The sequence below is a fragment of the Paenibacillus sp. J31P13 genome, from assembly GCF_056269295.1.
Genome location: NZ_JBWDNR010000003.1, coordinates 558,365 through 576,043, shown reverse-complemented (window position 1 = coordinate 576,043; position 17,679 = coordinate 558,365). Strand labels below are relative to the sequence as shown.

Below are 17,679 nucleotides of genomic sequence, written 5' to 3'. Positions count from 1 at the left end.
TTTGTTTCCCTCCACTTTTATCTATTTATTTTCTCGTCTTCATCGCGGACTCATGCCATGAGCCCAGCACCCGCTTAGCTATCAAACTAACGATGAGATAGAAGCTGATGCCTAGAATAGCTGAGGCAATCCCGCAAGCAAACAAGAAAGGGGTCTTCATCTGAACAGCTGCAACTGTAATCGCATACCCCAATCCGCCTTTTCCGCCCCCAACTCCCGCTACGTATTCACCTACAATGACACCGACAATCGACAGCGTGCAGGATATTTTCAAACCAGCCATAATATAAGGCATTGCAGCTGGAAGACGGAGTTTCCACATTTTCTGCCACTTTGAAGAGTTATAGAGCGTGAATAACTCATCCATACTGGAATCGACTGAATTTAACCCCATTAATGTATTAGAGATAACGGGGAAAAACCCAATCAGAAAGGAAATAACGACGATAGAATTGTAGCCAGCACCAAACCAGATCACGACTAGCGGAGCTACAGCAACAACTGGGATTGTCTGAAGAATGATTGCATAAGGATAAATGCTTCGCTCCATAATGAGAGAGCTTGCCAGCAGTATCGAGACGGCAATACCGATTACAGCGCTAAGTAAAAAGCCAACAACTGACTCCAAAACCGTAATTCGTATAGCTCCCCATAAAATGCCCCAATCCTCGATTGCTGCGTTTAAGACATCAGTCGGTTTAGGAAAAATAAAAGGCTTCATCCCAAGCCATGCCGGAACGAGCTGCCAAAGCGCCATCACAAGGATAAAAGCTGCAATGGGACCCAGATAATAGTGTTTGAATGTATACACGAGGTTCCGGCTTGGTTTCTTCATAACCGTTGCCGCCTCAAGCGGCTTTGAAATCGTTTCGACTGATGAAACCGACATTTATCCCAGCTCCTTCCGAAGCGTGCCATGCTCCAAATAAGTCGATGCAAGCTCAACGTATTCGCCAAAATTTCGCTCCGTACGCATCCCGAGCGTTCTTGGATAAGGCAGCTTCACATCAATTAAAGTTGACAGTTTTCCTGGGCGTGCCGACATAACGGCAATTTTGGAAGATAGCAGTACGGCTTCAAATACATTGTGCGTAACGAACAAGACTGTCATTTTCTCTCGTTCCCATATGTCGAATAGCTCCATTTGGAGTGTTTGTCGTGTAATTTCATCAAGCGCCGCAAAAGGTTCATCCATCAGCAGAAGCTTTGGCTTCGCTGCCAACGCGCGAGCAATCGATACTCTCATCCTCATGCCCCCGGATAGCTGCCTTGGGTAGGCTTTGAAATAATCCTTCAAACCTACCATCTCAAGTACATGCTTTGCGGTTTCCTTATTCCCCTTCATATTTCCTCCTCGGAGCTCAAGCGGTAAAATCACATTGTCTAGTACCGTCCGCCAAGGCAATAAGTTCGCTTCCTGAAAAACGTATGCAATATCATTTGACTCGCGAATCAACTGCTTAGGTTCCTTGCCATTCACCCATACACCGCCGGATGTGGCCTCCTCCAGTCCTGCTACCATGCGCAGCGCAGTAGATTTCCCACAGCCTGACGGTCCAAGGAAACTGATGAATTCACCCTCTTTAATGGAGAGTTGAACATCGCTAAGTGCGATTGTTCCCGTGTTATATATTTTACTAACATGATTAAACGCTACGATTTCCTTCTCCGCCTTGTTATGCATATCGTCTCCCCCTATTGCGCTATATTATCGCTTGATCATTTAGAATTAAATGTTAATTTAAATGACATGTTATCATTTGGAATAGGTAGGAACAATAGTTATGTTAGCCAAAATCGAGCGCTTTTCTTTGTGCATTTCGAATAAATCTATCTTTATCGCGTTATGTTCACATTTCCAGACCTTCACTTATGTTATATAACTTGCCACAAAAGACATGTAATCGAAACAACAAAAAAGTGCTGATCTTGAACATCAAGATCAGCACTTCCCCCAAAAAAACACACTTCATTTACACCTGTTCTACGATTTGATTGATCCTAAAAACGCCAGAATGGAATCGTTAACAAAGATAGGCTTTTCTCTCAACATATGCGGTCTGTGGCCGCATTCTGGAACGACGATATAGCATGAGCCCTGTACCAGAGAGCTCAAATATTTGACTCTCTTCTCACCCACGAATTCGTCATGCTCTCCTGTAATAAATAAGGCTGGACATGCAATCGAGCTAATCTGTTCCTCCGTAAGCTGCGGATACAATCGCCAATCTGCAGCACTTTGCCGCATATGCTCTTCCCAGTTTCCTCGATGAGCCTCTTCATGTCTCTCTATCATTTGATTGATGGTATGCTGCTGCCCCGCTTGTATCAGAAAATCAGGTTCATATTGCTCAACTCCAGTTGGGTCACAGAATCCACTTGTACCAATAGTTGTTATTGACCCAACTCGATCCGGATGATTAACAGCCAAGTATAAACCTACATTTGCACCTAAGCTGTAACCGATTAGATGTGCTTTTTTTATGTTTAGACCATTCATAAAATGAAAGATATCATCCGCTAGTTGAGGAGTGTTCCATTGCAGGCTTTCACTTTTTGTTCTCCCATGTCCTCTGAAGTCAGGGAAAAAGCATGTATATTTATTTTGAAAATCGAGCATCTGACTTGCAAAAGCTAATATTCCTCTAGAGTAGCCGCTATGTAGAAATATAACCGGTTCACCGACACCCATTTTCTCATAAAACATCTCTAAATCCTCTATCTGCATGTATGGCATATATACCTCCGGAAACAAGATTAATAGTTGATGCACTGAAATTATAGAATGCTTTATATCATGTAGATTGTGTCTACAGTGAATCCAATATCTATTATTTCAATGAGCATTCTCACTATCCTTTAAAACGTCCTGTTCCAACGCAAAAAAAGCATTAGAATGTTGCGTATCGCACAACATTCTAATGCCCTCTATTTATTCAAACAAAATGATTCATAGTAAGAGCTTCCGCCGCTCTACTCCCCTATTCGATTTGCCTCTATCATGCATCTTACGATGCAAGCTTCGCCCGCTTCCAGCACTTGCATGCCTGTCAGTTCTCGCTTTAAGGGGAGGTTGAAGGCGTTCGTTACACTTGTATATGGCTCCGGACACATATATCCACCTGTACCATCGCCATTGTGAAGCACCCATTGGCCAAATGCAGGGTCTGCGCGGTAAACAACCTGAATATCCGCGGAACGATCCGTCATTACGACTTCATTCTCGCAGCAGTCTGCCGCTAGGAATACATCGTCTAACCGTATGCCCTCAATTCCCATGCCTTTACGCAGTACCTCGCTCCTTGCATCCTCGACTAATTCTCCTGTAGGTAGGAACTGGTCATCCAGTACCCATCGGCGCCCTACTGGCGCGATCATGGAGCAGCCTTTATTGTTTGCACCCTTCTGAAAGGGAAAGCAGAAGGTCGTGTGATAGCCAAGTCCCCAAGGAAAAGCAGTATCGCTCAGATTACGTATTTTGGCTTCCTGCATGAGAGTGTTGCCCTCAAGTATGAACCTCATCGTAATCGTAAATGCATGCGGAAATTGCTCCATAACAGACGGTACACTGCGGGAATCAAACACTGTCGTCACGATTGCTCTATCTCCTTCGATAGAGCATGTTCCCAATTTCCAAGATTGATCATGTACCAGTCCGTGTGAATGATTACCTAGATGCGGCTCATTGACTTGGAACTGATATTCGCGCCCATCAAAAGCAAAACGGCCATTCTCAATACGGTTTGGTGGGAAAAGCACCGGAATCCCATACAACAGAGGAGTCTTCTGGTAAGCCTCGATCGTATCTGGAGTCCGAAGCAGCTCAGCCTCCGCTTGCTTGCTGCTCAATCTGATAACTCGACTTCCCAGACTAGGAACAACCGTCATCCTTAAACGGCTATTCTCCGCTGTAATAGCGGCTATACCTAGAAAGGAATCTTCTTTAATCGAAGCCTTCAGTTGCTGTTCCATCTTAAATGAATTCAATCTTTCCACTCTCTGCAGAGCGATGAATCGCCTGAACAAGCTTCGTGTTAAGCAAGCCTGCTGCTGCGTTTGATTCCGGCATTATATTCAAGCGAATGTTATCAACAAAAGAATGAAGCATATAACTAGGCGCTGCAGTAAGCTGTCCATTAATTGGCGTACCTAGTGTGTGAACATGACTATAAGTCTGCCCCGCTTGGCGCACCATTTGATCTGCCAAATCGACGTACATCGCTCCGTCATCTCCGATTATTTCCACCTTGAAGTCATAAATGAGCGGCATTGATTCTGGAAGAATCCAGCTTGTTGTGAACGACGCATGCGTACCGTCATCGAAGGAAACGATCGTCTGCATGGAATCATACGTATCAATTCCCATGCTTACAAGCTTCTTCTTCGTTCCGACAGCGAATACGCTGACTGGCTTGCTGTCCTTCTTGAGCCATAAGGCAATATCCGTCGCATGAGGAAGAAGGAACCAGCCCGGAGTAGAGTCCCCTGCCCACTTCAACATTTGGGTAGGTACGAAGATCGTGTCGTTTAGACGCGTGTTAATCGATAAAATATTTCCGACTCCACCGCGCTCTACGGCTTCTTTTACTGCTACAAATGGTGAATTCCAACGATTCTCGAATGCAACCATACACTTAATGCCTGCATTCTCCACCGCCGCATACATTTCTTCAGCTTCTTCTACGCTAGTAGAGAATGGCTTCTCAACTAAGATATGAATCCCTTTCTCGGCTGCTAGCATTACAGGCTTCTTATGCAAGAAATCCGGCGTTGCGATGACAATGGCATCCAGCGCCTCTTTCTCTATCATTTCTTCAACTTCCAAATAACCAGGAACACCGAACTTTTCAACACTCTTGGCAAGCGTTCCTTCGAATGCATCACTAACAGCGACTAATTCCGCGTACGGGTTTTGTCCTAACGTCTCTGCAAACATACTTCCGCGAATGCCCATGCCTACTACTCCGAATTTAATCATCTTATTTGCCCCTCTACAAGTTGTATATGAATATGTGTATGAATTATTTCACTGCCCCTGCCGTCATTCCACTTGCAAGATGCTTCTGCAGCAGCCAGAATGCGATAACAATTGGTAAGGTTGTAATAACCGATCCAGCCATTAGATAATCCCAATTGACGACATATTGGCCTTGGAAACTTGCTATACCAACAGAGAGTGTCCACTTGTCGTAATCACTCAAGAAAGTTTGCGCAAACATAAACTCATTCCAGCTTGTTAGGAAGGAGAAAATCCCTGTTACGACGAGTCCAGGAAGTGTTAATGGGAGCAGGATTCGAATGAATGTCGTCCACCTGCTGGCGCCATCCACGCTTGCCGCTTCATCGATCGATTGCGATACGCTGTCGAAGTAGCCTTTCAGCATCCACGTACAGAACGGAACCGCAACTGTCGAGTAAGCGATCACTAGACCGAAATGTGAATTGAGCAAATGATAATCTTTCATGATCAAATAAAGCGGAATAATGAGAAGCGATCCTGGCAGCATTTGTGTGAGCAATATAATATATCCAATCGACATGCGTCCTCTGAAACCGAAACGGGACATCGCATAGCCGCCAAGCGCCGATATGACAAGTGACAAAACCGTTGTCAGCAAGGATACGAGTGCCGTATTGCCGAACCACTTCAAGAAATTCGCGCTGTCATCCGCATTGGGATCAAGCATTCCTTCATATCCGTTCAAATTCAGCTCTTGAGGCAAGTAAGTGAGCGGCGTGTTATAAATCTCAGCCTGCGGCTTCAAGGAGGTGAGTATCATCCAAATAAATGGCGATATGGCAAAAAGAGAGATCAGGACGGCACAGGCGTAAACGATAACCATCTGCGGTACTTTCTTCATGACATTTCACCTGCCTTCGTCGCTTTCATGTACAACACGGTAAATACAACCGATATGAGCAGCAGAATCATCCCTGCGGCAGCAGCCAAACCAAAGTCGAATGATTTAAAGCCCGCTCGATAAATAAATATAGTCAGAATTTCTGTCACTCGGCTAGGTCCTCCGCCAGTGAGCACATAAACAATGCCGAAATCCTTAATCGTCCAAATAATAAGAAGCAGGAATACGATAACCGATACTGGCTTAAGCATCGGGAAGGTCACACTACGGAACTGTCTCCACTTCGTCGCGCCATCAATGCTGGCAGCCTCGTATAAATCCTTTGATATGCTTTGCAAGCCAGCCAAGAGCATAATAGAAGCAAAAGGAAAACCCTTCCACACGTTGACGAACATAGCCGCTCCTAAAGCTGTACTGGATTCTCCCAAAAATGCGATAGGATTCGTGAGAATGTTCATTTTCAACAAAATATCGTTAATGACACCGAACTGATAATCATACATCAAAATAAATACGAGACAGGTTACTACTTCAGGTACAGCCCAAGGAATAATGACAAGCGCCCTAACCAAACCTCTTCCCTTAAAAGGAACATTAAGCAGTACTGCCGTTCCGAGGCCAAGTATAAACCTCAGCAATACCGTCACGATGATATATACGAATGTAATACCTAATGATTTTAAGAAATAACCGGATTGCAGTGCTGTTGCATAGTTATCAAACCCTACAAAAGGATGTCCTCCAGCAACTGGCTTCGCTACCTCCCAGTATTGAAAGCTCATTAACGCCGCCTTAAAAATCGGGTACAGAAGCACGAGAGCAACCGTCAGTGCCAAAGGTGCAATGAATAAGTAAGCGATGCCGTTCTTCTTGAAATGCTTCTTTTCCTTCAGCCAAAAGCCACTCATTTTACTAGGCTTATTGGTGAGCAAGGGACGCTGCTGATCATTACTCTCAATTCCCGTTAATTTCAAATCCCCTACCTCCTTCTTTATTCATTAACTATCCGGCGAATAATCGCCGGATAGCATCATTGGTCTAATTCATTGCGTCTTGCATTTCCTTAGCCGCATTATCCAATGTGGTCTTAACATCCTTCATTGCTACGAACATATCCTGCGTTGCATTTACAATGATTTGGGATAGTGTCCCAAGCTCAGGAATAGGAGGGTCCATAACTGCTGGCGCATATACGTTCTCTTGGAAATTGAAGAATTCTGCTGCAAGCGGATTAGCCGCTTTATACTGGTCAGTCTCTGCGTATTCCTTGCTGCTTGGAATCATACCGGAAACAGAAATAATAGCTTGAGCTTCCGCCGTCGTCATCCATTCTAGGAATTCCCATGCTTCGTCTTGATGCTTGCTTTTTTGTGAAATCATCGACACAATCGGGTAGTTATGTGGATTAGGCTTATAAGTCGTACCTTCGTAAACAACAGATGGCTGCGGGATAATACCAAGATTATCAAGAAGCTTCTCGTCGCGATCCTTTGTCATACCAATAAACCATGGTCCATCCATTACCATTCCTGCTTGACCGTTCCAGAACATTTCGCGGCTAACCTTTTTGTCGCGTGTACCCGGAGCTGTAACAGCTTTATCCTTCATTAGATCCTGCCACCACTGCGCTGCCCATACGTTAGCAGCAGAGTTCACATTGATCCGGTCCCCTTCATACGGTCCAGCTTCTCCGTCAGCGAAGAAAATACCATTCGATACAGGACGTGCAAGCAAGCGATACCACTCGGAAGCAATGAAAGGATGTGTACCAAGCACGCTTGAGAAGCCATATTGATTTTCCTTCATGCTGCCAAGCTTGATTGCTGCTGCCTTGAAATCATCCATCGTCTTGATCGATGCTGGGTCAATTGATGCCTCTTCAAACATAGACTTGTTATAGAAGATACCTGTTGAGCCCCACGCGTAGTTGGAGATTGCGTAATAAGAGCCATCCACTTTGCTAAGCTCCTGACCAATCAGCTTGTTCTCCAATCCGCTCGCTTTAATACGCTCATCCAAATTAACGAAAGTTCCGCCTTCTTTAAGTGCGTTATATGTTGCAATATTCTCTGGATAAACTTGAACTATGTCCGCTTGAGTTCCGCCAATAATTTCAGTCGTCAGCTTATCCCAATAATTTTCATAATCAGTACCGTGAACCTTAATAATGACGTTCGGGTGAGTCTCATTGTATTTTTGAATCAATCCATCAATTGCCTTCTTATGAGCCGCTTCCGCATATACGGATGTTTCAAGCGTAATCGTAATTGGATCGTCACCATTCTTCTTTTCATTGCCTGACGAAGAATTTCCACATCCGCTCAGTACTGTTGTAATTACTAGAGTGGCTGCAGCCAACATTGACCACTTTTTCCTTATCCCATTTACCATCTGATTAATCCCCCTCGATTTCTCATACGTTGTGATTTGCGGTTAACGAAATTAACATTTTCCGCCCCCTTATCAAACCATCCCTTCATTCCTTCGCACAACAAACACTTTTCACTCCATAAGCCAAAAGGAGAACTTGGAATTGAAAACGCTGTTTTAAATGTTAAGTAAATTCACATCTTTCTTTGTATCCGTTTACAGGCAAATACAAACTTTTCTCTACGACGAACTTTTTTCACATTAGTCAAAAACGCCGTAACAGCAAGGGTTTATCGTAGTATCAATAAATGATAAAACCGGCCGTGCTTATATTTCAGCGCGGCCGGTCTATGGAATCCAGTATACAAAAAGTTTACTTTCCTTTGCGAAAATCGACCGGCGACATTCCTACAATTTTCTTAAAGGTTCGCGCAAAAGAGATGGGACTGCTATAGCCTAGCTTCTCCGTAATGTCTTGAACAGACAGGCTGCTCTCTAGCAGCAGTTTCTTAGCTTCTTGCATACGAAGATCAATGAGGAAGTCAACAAACTTTAAACCATATTCTTCTTTAAACAACCTGCTTAAATATTTTCCGTTGACACCAAATTTAAGCTGCAAATAATCGAGTGATAAATTTGGATTTGTAAAATTGGCTTCAATATAGCCCTTTACTTCCTTTACAAGTGTTCCTTGATTGCGTGATTCCCTCCGTGTTTCCAATTGCTCAGAGAAGAGGTCCATTAGCTGGTAGACGGATTCTGCCATTTCATCTAGTATTTCTACCTCTTCTAATATCTGATACAAGGATGGCAGGGTTTCTAGCTTCCAGAGGTTCTGATACTCTGTATTCATTCCCGCAACTGCCTTGTCTAAATTAAAGATTAAATAATGAAGAACACTGCTAATTCCTTTTCGGGACACGCCTTCTGCTTGAAGCTGTAGGAACAGCTCGTTGAAATCTGCTCGCCATCTCGGCTCCGATAAGCGAAAATCATCAACTATGCTGTCAATTCGATGGAAATGTGTGAATACATTTTCGTTAGCTTGTAGTCCCGTAGAATAAGGAATAACCATATTAGTCCCATTCGCTGATTTGGATTGAAGGGCGTCAAGCGCCTCCCGATAGGAATCCCTTAAGTTCTCCGGATGCTCCACTGGCTCTCCAAGTCCAATAGACACAGTTACAGACAGCTCAGCACGCAAGCTTTCCTGCCAGCATTGAGCCAACTCTAGTCCGCCTAAATGGATCTCCGTTTCTTCTGACTCCACAAGAATACCTGCTAGCTGCTGTACAGATACCCAGAGCAGCCATACTACATATCCATGGCTCATCGCTAATTCACGTACCGCGGCTTCTATGCTCCGTTTATGCAGTTCTCGCTCTTCCTGCTCATACTGCCCAATCCACTCTGCTCGACGGTCAATTTCGAGCACAAATATTTGTTGCCTTCCGAACTGAAGCGGCAGACCATGCTTCTCTGCCTCTACTTCCCAGTCCTTCATGCTGACTGCTCGCGTTCCTTCCAGCAGCTCATAGATGAAGAAGTTCTGCTTCACCTTCAGATCATCTTCGAACTGTAGCTGAAATCGATTGTTTTGCTCGATCATATTTTCAAGTGTCGTATTAATAAAATTGAATTCATTTTTGACTACTGTCTCGCTGCTTCGTGCATCTCTTGGATTTAAGCTTTGAAGCTGCGTAACAAGTTTTTGGATTGGCCTATAGTTCTGGCGTGTAACGTAGATGATCCAAGCAATCGACGCGGCGCAGAGGAGCAGTCCAAACTTGAACCAAATGTTAGAGAGCGCAATGAAAAAATTGACTACACCAGCGTTTTGAATACTTCTAACGACACGCCAGCCTGTGTATTCCGAAACAGCCTCTGACTTTAGCAAACCAGTATGATCTGTAGTTTCGTTTACTTGGGCTTCATCATTCATTTGGTCGAATACTCCGTTATCACCTTGGTCATATAGGTGAAGGACGCTGAAATCTGGATTGTACATCTGATGAACAAGTACTTTAAGCGACTCTGCGCTTACATTGACAACAAATAGACCGAGATCCTTATTAAATATCGATACACTCCGTGTTAAGGAGACGACAGGCGTACCTTTGTCCGAATCGAGTTCTTTATACAGCCTCACATCCGACCAATTGCTATTCGGTGAATCCAGCTTGCCTTCAATAAAGGACTGATCTGCATATTGACTCAAGGGATAGGCTGTACTCTCGTTAAGAACGCGCTTATCGTCTGCTCTTACCATATAGATGGAGTGAATGAAAGGATTCGTCATTTTCAAATCACGAATAATATTCATGACATCAACCTGAAGCGGTAGATTTTCTTGCGATGGCTGAGAAAAATAACGATTGATCGTTCGGTTGCGCAGCATCTCCAGCGTAACGGTCTGATCGAGAGATGACAGAGATGAATCAATCATCAACAGTGCCTGCCTGGTCACGAACTCATTGGAACGTTCTGCATCTTTGCGGTTATTATCACTTAAGGATTGGAAAAAAAAGAAAAATAGAAAAGCGGGGACAATTAAGAAGACAGGGACATAGAGCAATAGCATTCGTGTAAACCAATTCCGATTCATGTTAGTTCCTCTCTGCAGGTATATTCAGATTAGCTTACAAATGCTTCTCTCAAAAAATAACGCTTACACAGATCTCTATTGAAGTAACTAATTACGATTACCTGCACCATTTTTAATCATTTTATTTTATAGTTATCGTACATTCTAAATTATTCTTTTAATTTTAACAGACCCCTACCATCTGTCAATCTCTGTGTAAAAGTACTATTAAATTTATGTTACTGCAACTCACAAATATTTCTGATAGAATAAGTAATTATTTCCAAATAAATTATACAAATATAGGAATACGATTATTGTAAAGGAGAACACGCCATGCCTAACAACGACTATTCAGAGTATTCTTCCAGCCTAAGCCGCAATGATTTACAGGCTGACTGTGAAAAGTGCTTCGGTATATGCTGTGTTGCGCTGCCTTACGCTGCTTCGGCTGATTTCGCTAATGATAAAGATGCCGGACAACCTTGCCAAAATCTGCAGCCGGACTTCCGCTGCGGTGTTCATGACAGCCTCAGGCAGCGCGGCTTTCGCGGTTGTACGGTTTATGACTGCTTTGGCGCCGGGCAAAAGGTTTCCCAAGTCACCTTCAGTGGAATCGACTGGCGACAAGCACCGGAATCTGCAAGTCAAATGTTTGATGTATTCATCATTATGCGGCAGCTCAACGAGCTTCTTTGGTATCTAACCGAAGCGCTTACCCTTCAGCCTGCTCATTCGATTCATGATGCGCTCGAGTTGGCGCTAAACGAGACGAAACGACTTACCAATCTCAAGCCTGATTCTCTAAAGCAACTGAATGTTGCGGCACATCGAGCAGAGATCAATGCTCTACTTCTTCAGACTAGTGAGCTCGTGCGCAATGAGGCTAGTCCCCAGCATAAAAGCCATTTAAATCGTCAAAAAAAAATTGGTCGAGGTGCTGACCTCATAGGCGCTAAGCTTAAAGGAGCGGATCTGAGGTATGCGAATTTGCGGGGTGCCTATCTGATTGCCGCTGACCTCAGAGGAGCCGACCTGAGAGCAGCCGACCTTATAGGCGCTGATTTCCGTGATGCTGATCTGAGGGGAGCTAACCTTACCGAAAGCATCTTTCTCACACAATCCCAGCTCAACGCAGCAAAGGGCGACGCTCATACCAAGCTCCCGCTAACGCTTCTTCACCCCAATCATTGGGCCTCTTAGGCGGTGCGTACACCCTTTTGTAGAGGAACAAAAAAAGAGCTGAGATAGTCTGCCAACCGGCAAACTGTCTCAGCTCTAACACCATGTACCAAGAACGTCAAAAATGAAAATATCAATTACCAGAAAGCCATTCAGCCAGCTCTTCTGTCTGGGCAAGAACAGCAAGCGGATCATAATACCAAGAACGATCCTCCGGCCATACATAAATGTTCCCGTTTTTCACAGCAGGAAGAGTGCCCCAAATAGGATCAGCTTGATAGTCCTCTACCGTACGGTTGTTGGAGGTCATAATAATATAATCACCAGCGTATTTTCCCAGTATTTCACTCGAAATCTCCGCCCATTGCTTTTCCATTATTTCATCTGCGATTTCTGCAGGCGGCTTCCGATTCAAAGCTTGATAGACCGGTTGTCCGCCGCGACCAAAGTTATCTCCATATACCCAAGTCGTTTTTTCGCTATTTTCCATGATACTGAATGTGGCATCAGCGGGAATTGCGGCATCAACCTTCGCCTTCGCTACAGCAATGCGCTCGTCATATTTAGCGAGCCAAGCTTTTGCTTCCTCTTCTTTACCAAGCAAGGCTCCGAAATAACTCAGCTCCTCGTGCGCATTTTTCAAATCCCCATATGGAATGAATAGGGTTGGCGCAATTTTGCTAAGCTGTTCATAGCTATCTCCATTCCCCGTAATTATAAGATCAGGATTGAGACCAATAATGCTTTCAGTGGACGGCTTCCCATAAACGCCCGTATCTGCAACACCATTGAGCGCATCTTTGAAATAGTAGTTTTGCAGCGTCAGTCCAGGCGCGCCTACAGGAACGACATCCAGCGCGATCAAGCTGCCCAAGTATTCTTCAGCAACAATTCGTATCGGGTGAACGGGAACCTCGATATCTCCTTTAACGGTTTTGATCGTTTTGACTTCTTTCGAATTATTAGCTTGCGTTGAGGCAGAATTATTCGATGTCTCTTCTTTCCCTCCATCGCCCTTATTTCCACCTTTATTATTCTGATCTGCTGCCCCGCAAGCAGAGATCATTAAAACCAATAATAAGCTGAAAACGAGTAATACTAGACTGCGCTTCTTGTATTTCTTCTGTTGAGTAAACAAATGTAACCCTCCCTATTTAATAACGATAATCATTATCAGTTAAACTTTACAATGCAGGAGGGGAAATTACTATACCTTCATATGATTTATATTCATGCATTTTTGTGATGTGCCGTCAGCGCACGCAGTAGTTCACGAAGCTGAGCTTGCGATGAAATGGGATCATAACCGAAGAACATTTCTGGCTCGTTCAATAGATATACCCGATTATTCCTTACAGCCTCCAGCTTCAACCACTGCGGAGAGCAAAGCAAACGTTTGACCCGCTGTTGAGCTTCTGGGAAAGATGGCATTTCCGTAATAAAGATATGGCTGGCCGGATAAGAGGCGATGGATTCAATCTCAACTTCTATATACCCGCTAGCCGTAATACCCTGTTCTATTAATTCGGATGGCGGAAGAAAGCCAAAATCATCATAGAGCACCTGACAGCCTCTGCCAAAACTGCTGCCAAAACAATAGGCTTTATTATGACCTATCTCCCAAACAATAGCAGTCCCGCGATCATCCAGCATCCGATCCAGCCGATGGTTGCTCCTAATGACCAGCTTGTCGTATTTTCTCATCCATTCCTCCGCTTGCTGTTGTCTATTCACAATACGCGCAATCATGTGGAACTGTTCACGCCAGCTCATTGTCATAAAAGGCAGTTCCATCACTGGTGCTAGGGGAAGAAGATTTTTGTTCTGTTCCTCCAAATTGTAGCTGATAATCACATCCGGAGCTGCAACTGCAATCTCATTATAGTAACCTTCAGAGGTTTGTCCGTATGGATTAAACGGCTGTCCGATGTCTAACTTCATCCTGCGCATCGCATGCTCTAGCCAGGATGTATAAACACCAAGATCAGGAGTAACACCCAGTGCTGCTAGGCACGCAGTATGATTAAAATTAAGTGCAGCAATTCGTTTATGCTTACGCTGATAAGCGGTAGGCGACAACCCGACTGATTCTTTGAATTTTCGGCTTAAATAGAAGCCCTCCTTGTACCCTACCTCATGAGCCAACGTATTCAAGTCAGGCGATCCGGTCAGAATACGACGCTGAGCGCTGCGAATACGAAGTAAGGTCAGATAAGAGGTGAAGGTTCGTCCAGTGTGGCTGCGGAATGTACGCGATAAGTGTTCTGGGCTTACATTAGCCAGCTCAGCCAGTTCCTCTCTCGTCATATCCTCCTGGTAATGATTATCTACATAATTCAGAACCTTCGTGAACCAATTTGTGGACGGCTGCGCCTTTGTTGCCAACTCTTGATGCAATCCCGCAAGAAGCTCAGTGAATAGCTGCTGTGCACGGAACGGCTCGCTAATCTGCGGATTTCTCCAAACCATTTCTAACTCATAAGCTAGGTTTAAAAGCCCTGACGGGCAGTTCTGTAGCGGCAAGGGATATTGTAGTCCGCTTGGTTTTGAGTCGTCATTAGACAAACAGCAGTACTCTAGCAGGACGCCCCGCAGTAGGGAACTCGACTTCAGTTGCATCTCTATATTGGTATTACTCAGAAATATACTTCCCCGAGATATTTCATGCTGTTGATCATTAATGCTTAGTAATCCCTCTCCATCCCACACGACGAGGATACGGAAAAGCGCCATATCCCTTTCTCTATCACTGCAAAACGTTTCATCACTCAATCCAGTAATACGGACGGGCATATAAAAGGAATGGGATGTTTGGTATTGGGACATCTGTTCACTATCAAAGGTGCTCATCTGTATAGATCTCCCTCTTTCGTTTCTCTAGTTGCTGCCGCCAAATACAATAACGTAACCGTCATGATCCTTGACTGCAAACTCTTTCCATTTGCTCTTCCCCATATCCTCTATGATTGGATCATACGCAATGATTGCTTGTTTCGCCTGAAACTCCTCATACAAGGATTGTACACCATCAAAGTCGGAATACGCATACGTATCCCAGCTCATCGGTGGACCAGGCCAGTCGAAAGGGTATTCCCTTTGTGATGGCTTCGCATTCGGTCGAACATCCTCAGCTCTCTCAGCTTGTTGAAGTAAGAACCCTACCCCTTCTCGTTCGGTATGTCCCCATTCATCAATGGTAAAACCCAATACATGTTCATAATATTCCTTTGCTTTAGCTAAATCGGATACCAATCTGACTTGAAGCGAATTTTTAATTTTTGCTTTCATCTTATCTGCAGGTCTCCTCTTAAGTTCTCCTATTAGCTTGCAATAACAGAAATACTGTCTTTGGGATCGGTAAAACCTTGTCTTAATCGGCTTATAGCGTAGAAGATGCTTCGCTTACGATTGAAGACAATTGCTCAAAATCAACCGCTTGTCCTTGACGTATCTTGATCGTTTTTCTTTCCTGCGGGCCTTCGAACAATCCATCTGGCAGCGTAAGCTCACTCGTATTAAAGATGACAAAGCTTACCGCTTCCTTAGATGTTGAAATGGCAGCAGCATACTTACCATTTTTCAGAAAATGAGGTTTCTTGTACTGAATACGTTCATTTACATCAGGAATCGCCTGAATAACAACCTCGCGAAGGCGGGCAGACAGTTCTCCCTGCCATGGTTCTTTTATCGCTTCAATAAAATCCGTTACTTCTTGTGCTCCCATTGTTCAACAACCTTTCGTTTATACGTTTATTTGTTATAGCCTCTAAACCCTGCTTATATGTAAACAACGAATGGAGGATAACAGAATCGACATGACAGAATCGACATGACAGAAAAATATATTTTAAAAATGACCTTATGTAGTTTTGGACAACAAATCCCGATCTTCTTACCTATAACTGCCGTTACCAGATTCATTTGATATGCATTCAGCGGCGCGCTTCAATAGCAGTTCACGCTCACGCAAATTGCTCGTCAGAGAAGCAGCCCGCTCAAATTCTTCACGAGCTTCTTTCATACGATCCAGCTTGAATAATAGGTCGCCACGCACGCTCGGAAGAAGATGATACTCTTTCAGCGAGGGCTCTGAAGTCAGCTCATCGACAATTTGAAGACCGAAGGAAGGCCCGAATGCCATGGCAATCGCTACTGCTCGGTTCAATTCTACGATGGGCGAAGGCATAACGCGAGATAAAGCCTCATAAAGAGCAGCAATGCGAACCCAGTCTGTCTCGGATGCACTTCGAGCTCTCGCATGGCATGAGGATATAGCTGCTTGAAGAGCATAGGGACCGAGTGGACGTCCAATTTTTTGTGCACGCTCCAGTGCGGCCAAGCCGCGTCGAATCAACAATTGATCCCATAATGCACGGTTCTGGTCCATAAGGAGTATAGGCTCTCCTATAGCGTTAACCCGAGCTTTGAAGCGCGAGGAATGAAGCTCCATCAAGGCGACCAAGCCATGTACCTCCGGCTCCCCAGATGAGATTTCTGCTAATATGCGTCCAATTCTAAGTGCTTCCTGGCAAAGCAAAGGACGTATCCAGCTGCCGCCAGAAGATGCCGTATACCCTTCGTTGAACATCAGATAAATGACTTCCAGCACAGTGGACTGACGCTCTTTAAGCTCGTCACCAGTAGGTACCTCAAATGGAATGCGTGCTTCGCTAAGCGTGCGTTTCGCTCGAACAATACGCTGTGCGATTGTCGATTCGGCAACGAGGAATGCATGAGCAATTTCCTCAGTCGATAGTCCTCCGAGAAGTCTCAGCGTCAATGCCACTCGCGCCTCCCGCGATAAGATCGGATGGCATGTCGTGAAGATTAATCGAAGAAGATCATCACCAATCTCTCCATCTATCTCCTTATCCAAATCATCCTCAGTATACAGATCGTTGCTGCGGCCAAGCTCTACATATTTCTGATCACGCAGTTTATTTCTGCGTATCCAATCAATAGCTCGGCGTTTCGCTGTCGTCATTAACCACGCGCCAGGATTTTCTGGGACACCGATATCCGGCCACTTTTCCATTGCAATGACAAGCGCATCCTGTGCAAGATCCTCCGCGAGTCCAACATCACGTACCATCCTTGCCAGTCCGGCAATAATCTTTGCCGATTCGATTCGCCAGATTGCATCTATTGTGCGAAGGGTTGCGGAAGCAGTCACGATTGCTTAAGCCTCTTCAACTGTTCCCTAAGTTCTAATTCTTTGGCAAGGATTTCTGGATCCTGCGTCAGATCTGGCGCTTCGAAAACCTGGCGGAGCTCTATTTCCCCTTCACCATTGCCATGAGGATCTGGCATGCGCATCGCCCATTCGATAGCTTCTTCTCTGGATTTGACCTCAATCAGCGTATATCCCGCTATTATTTCTTTTGTTTCCGTAAACGGACCATCCGTTATTTTCGGCTTACCGTTTCTTTCCGGATAAGAAATTCGAATGGCGGTCGAGCTATCATATAGGCCATCGGCAGCGAGCAACACACCCGCCTTAACCAATTCTTCGTTATAACGCTGCATGGCTTCAAATAGCTCCTGACTTGGCATGACACCCGCTTCTGAGTCCTTTGTAGCTTTGACAATCATCATGAATCGCATATTATATTTTCCTCCTGCACTCATATTGGAGAGACTTAATTAACCGTTCTAAACCAATCAACCGAAATTAATAATTGA

Annotated in this window: 16 protein-coding genes; 1 reads left to right on the top strand and 15 read right to left on the bottom strand. The window is 44.5% G+C overall.

What is annotated here, in order from left to right:
• Positions 1 to 25 precede the first annotated feature (25 nt).
• The 9 genes from AC0YOD_RS13385 to AC0YOD_RS13345 all read right to left on the bottom strand — a co-directional run bounded on the left by AC0YOD_RS13385 (position 26) and on the right by AC0YOD_RS13345 (position 10,836).
• A complete protein-coding gene (locus AC0YOD_RS13385; RefSeq protein ID WP_475799791.1) occupies positions 26 to 889 on the bottom strand; it encodes an ABC transporter permease in 864 nt (287 codons plus the stop codon).
• Positions 890 to 1,684 (bottom strand): ABC transporter ATP-binding protein, encoded by a 795-nt coding sequence (locus AC0YOD_RS13380; RefSeq protein ID WP_475799790.1) that lies wholly within the window; start codon positions 1,682 to 1,684, stop codon positions 890 to 892. It lies immediately after the preceding gene.
• A 300-nt stretch (positions 1,685 to 1,984) separates the two neighbouring features.
• Positions 1,985 to 2,737, bottom strand: coding sequence for an alpha/beta fold hydrolase (locus AC0YOD_RS13375; RefSeq protein ID WP_475799789.1), 753 nt, complete (start codon positions 2,735 to 2,737; stop codon positions 1,985 to 1,987).
• Between the two features lie 236 nt (positions 2,738 to 2,973).
• The gene (locus AC0YOD_RS13370) at positions 2,974 to 3,972 is read right to left on the bottom strand and encodes an aldose 1-epimerase (RefSeq protein WP_475799788.1); all 999 of its coding nucleotides are present in this window, start codon (positions 3,970 to 3,972) and stop codon (positions 2,974 to 2,976) included.
• A 1-nt stretch (position 3,973) separates the two neighbouring features.
• Complete coding sequence (locus AC0YOD_RS13365) at positions 3,974 to 4,978, bottom strand: Gfo/Idh/MocA family protein (RefSeq protein WP_475799787.1); 1,005 nt, start codon at positions 4,976 to 4,978, stop codon at positions 3,974 to 3,976.
• 43 nt (positions 4,979 to 5,021) lie between these two features.
• On the bottom strand, positions 5,022 to 5,861 hold the full coding sequence (locus tag AC0YOD_RS13360; RefSeq protein ID WP_475799786.1) for a carbohydrate ABC transporter permease: 840 nt from the start codon (positions 5,859 to 5,861) through the stop codon (positions 5,022 to 5,024).
• Positions 5,858 to 6,835: a carbohydrate ABC transporter permease gene (locus AC0YOD_RS13355; protein WP_475799785.1), complete on the bottom strand. Its 978-nt coding sequence runs from the start codon at positions 6,833 to 6,835 to the stop codon at positions 5,858 to 5,860. Before AC0YOD_RS13355 ends, AC0YOD_RS13360 begins: the two co-directional genes overlap by 4 nt.
• Before the next feature lie 64 nt (positions 6,836 to 6,899).
• Complete coding sequence (locus tag AC0YOD_RS13350; RefSeq protein ID WP_475799784.1) at positions 6,900 to 8,252, bottom strand: ABC transporter substrate-binding protein; 1,353 nt, start codon at positions 8,250 to 8,252, stop codon at positions 6,900 to 6,902.
• A gap of 352 nt (positions 8,253 to 8,604) precedes the next feature.
• Complete coding sequence (locus AC0YOD_RS13345; protein WP_475799783.1) at positions 8,605 to 10,836, bottom strand: helix-turn-helix domain-containing protein; 2,232 nt, start codon at positions 10,834 to 10,836, stop codon at positions 8,605 to 8,607.
• A 315-nt stretch (positions 10,837 to 11,151) separates the two neighbouring features.
• On the opposite strand from AC0YOD_RS13345, the gene AC0YOD_RS13340 reads away from it, so the two are divergent.
• The gene (locus AC0YOD_RS13340) at positions 11,152 to 12,018 is read left to right on the top strand and encodes a pentapeptide repeat-containing protein (protein WP_475799782.1); all 867 of its coding nucleotides are present in this window, start codon (positions 11,152 to 11,154) and stop codon (positions 12,016 to 12,018) included.
• 112 nt (positions 12,019 to 12,130) lie between these two features.
• Here the strand turns inward: AC0YOD_RS13340 and AC0YOD_RS13335 are convergent, their stop codons facing one another.
• The 6 genes from AC0YOD_RS13335 to AC0YOD_RS13310 all read right to left on the bottom strand — a co-directional run bounded on the left by AC0YOD_RS13335 (position 12,131) and on the right by AC0YOD_RS13310 (position 17,601).
• Entirely contained in the window at positions 12,131 to 13,135 is a 1,005-nt protein-coding gene (locus AC0YOD_RS13335) for an ABC transporter substrate-binding protein (RefSeq protein WP_475799781.1), read from the bottom strand.
• A gap of 92 nt (positions 13,136 to 13,227) precedes the next feature.
• On the bottom strand, positions 13,228 to 14,847 hold the full coding sequence (locus AC0YOD_RS13330) for a helix-turn-helix domain-containing protein (RefSeq protein WP_475799780.1): 1,620 nt from the start codon (positions 14,845 to 14,847) through the stop codon (positions 13,228 to 13,230).
• Between the two features lie 27 nt (positions 14,848 to 14,874).
• Positions 14,875 to 15,285 (bottom strand): VOC family protein, encoded by a 411-nt coding sequence (locus AC0YOD_RS13325; protein ID WP_475799779.1) that lies wholly within the window; start codon positions 15,283 to 15,285, stop codon positions 14,875 to 14,877.
• A gap of 91 nt (positions 15,286 to 15,376) precedes the next feature.
• Complete coding sequence (locus tag AC0YOD_RS13320) at positions 15,377 to 15,721, bottom strand: DUF1801 domain-containing protein (RefSeq protein ID WP_475799778.1); 345 nt, start codon at positions 15,719 to 15,721, stop codon at positions 15,377 to 15,379.
• Between the two features lie 168 nt (positions 15,722 to 15,889).
• Positions 15,890 to 17,170 (bottom strand): RNA polymerase sigma factor, encoded by a 1,281-nt coding sequence (locus AC0YOD_RS13315; RefSeq protein WP_475799777.1) that lies wholly within the window; start codon positions 17,168 to 17,170, stop codon positions 15,890 to 15,892.
• Positions 17,167 to 17,601 carry a YciI family protein gene (locus AC0YOD_RS13310; protein WP_475799776.1) on the bottom strand — a complete coding sequence of 145 codons (435 nt, stop codon included), beginning with the start codon at positions 17,599 to 17,601 and terminating at the stop codon, positions 17,167 to 17,169. The genes AC0YOD_RS13315 and AC0YOD_RS13310 overlap by 4 nt, the downstream gene beginning before the upstream one ends.
• Positions 17,602 to 17,679: the final 78 nt, after the last annotated feature.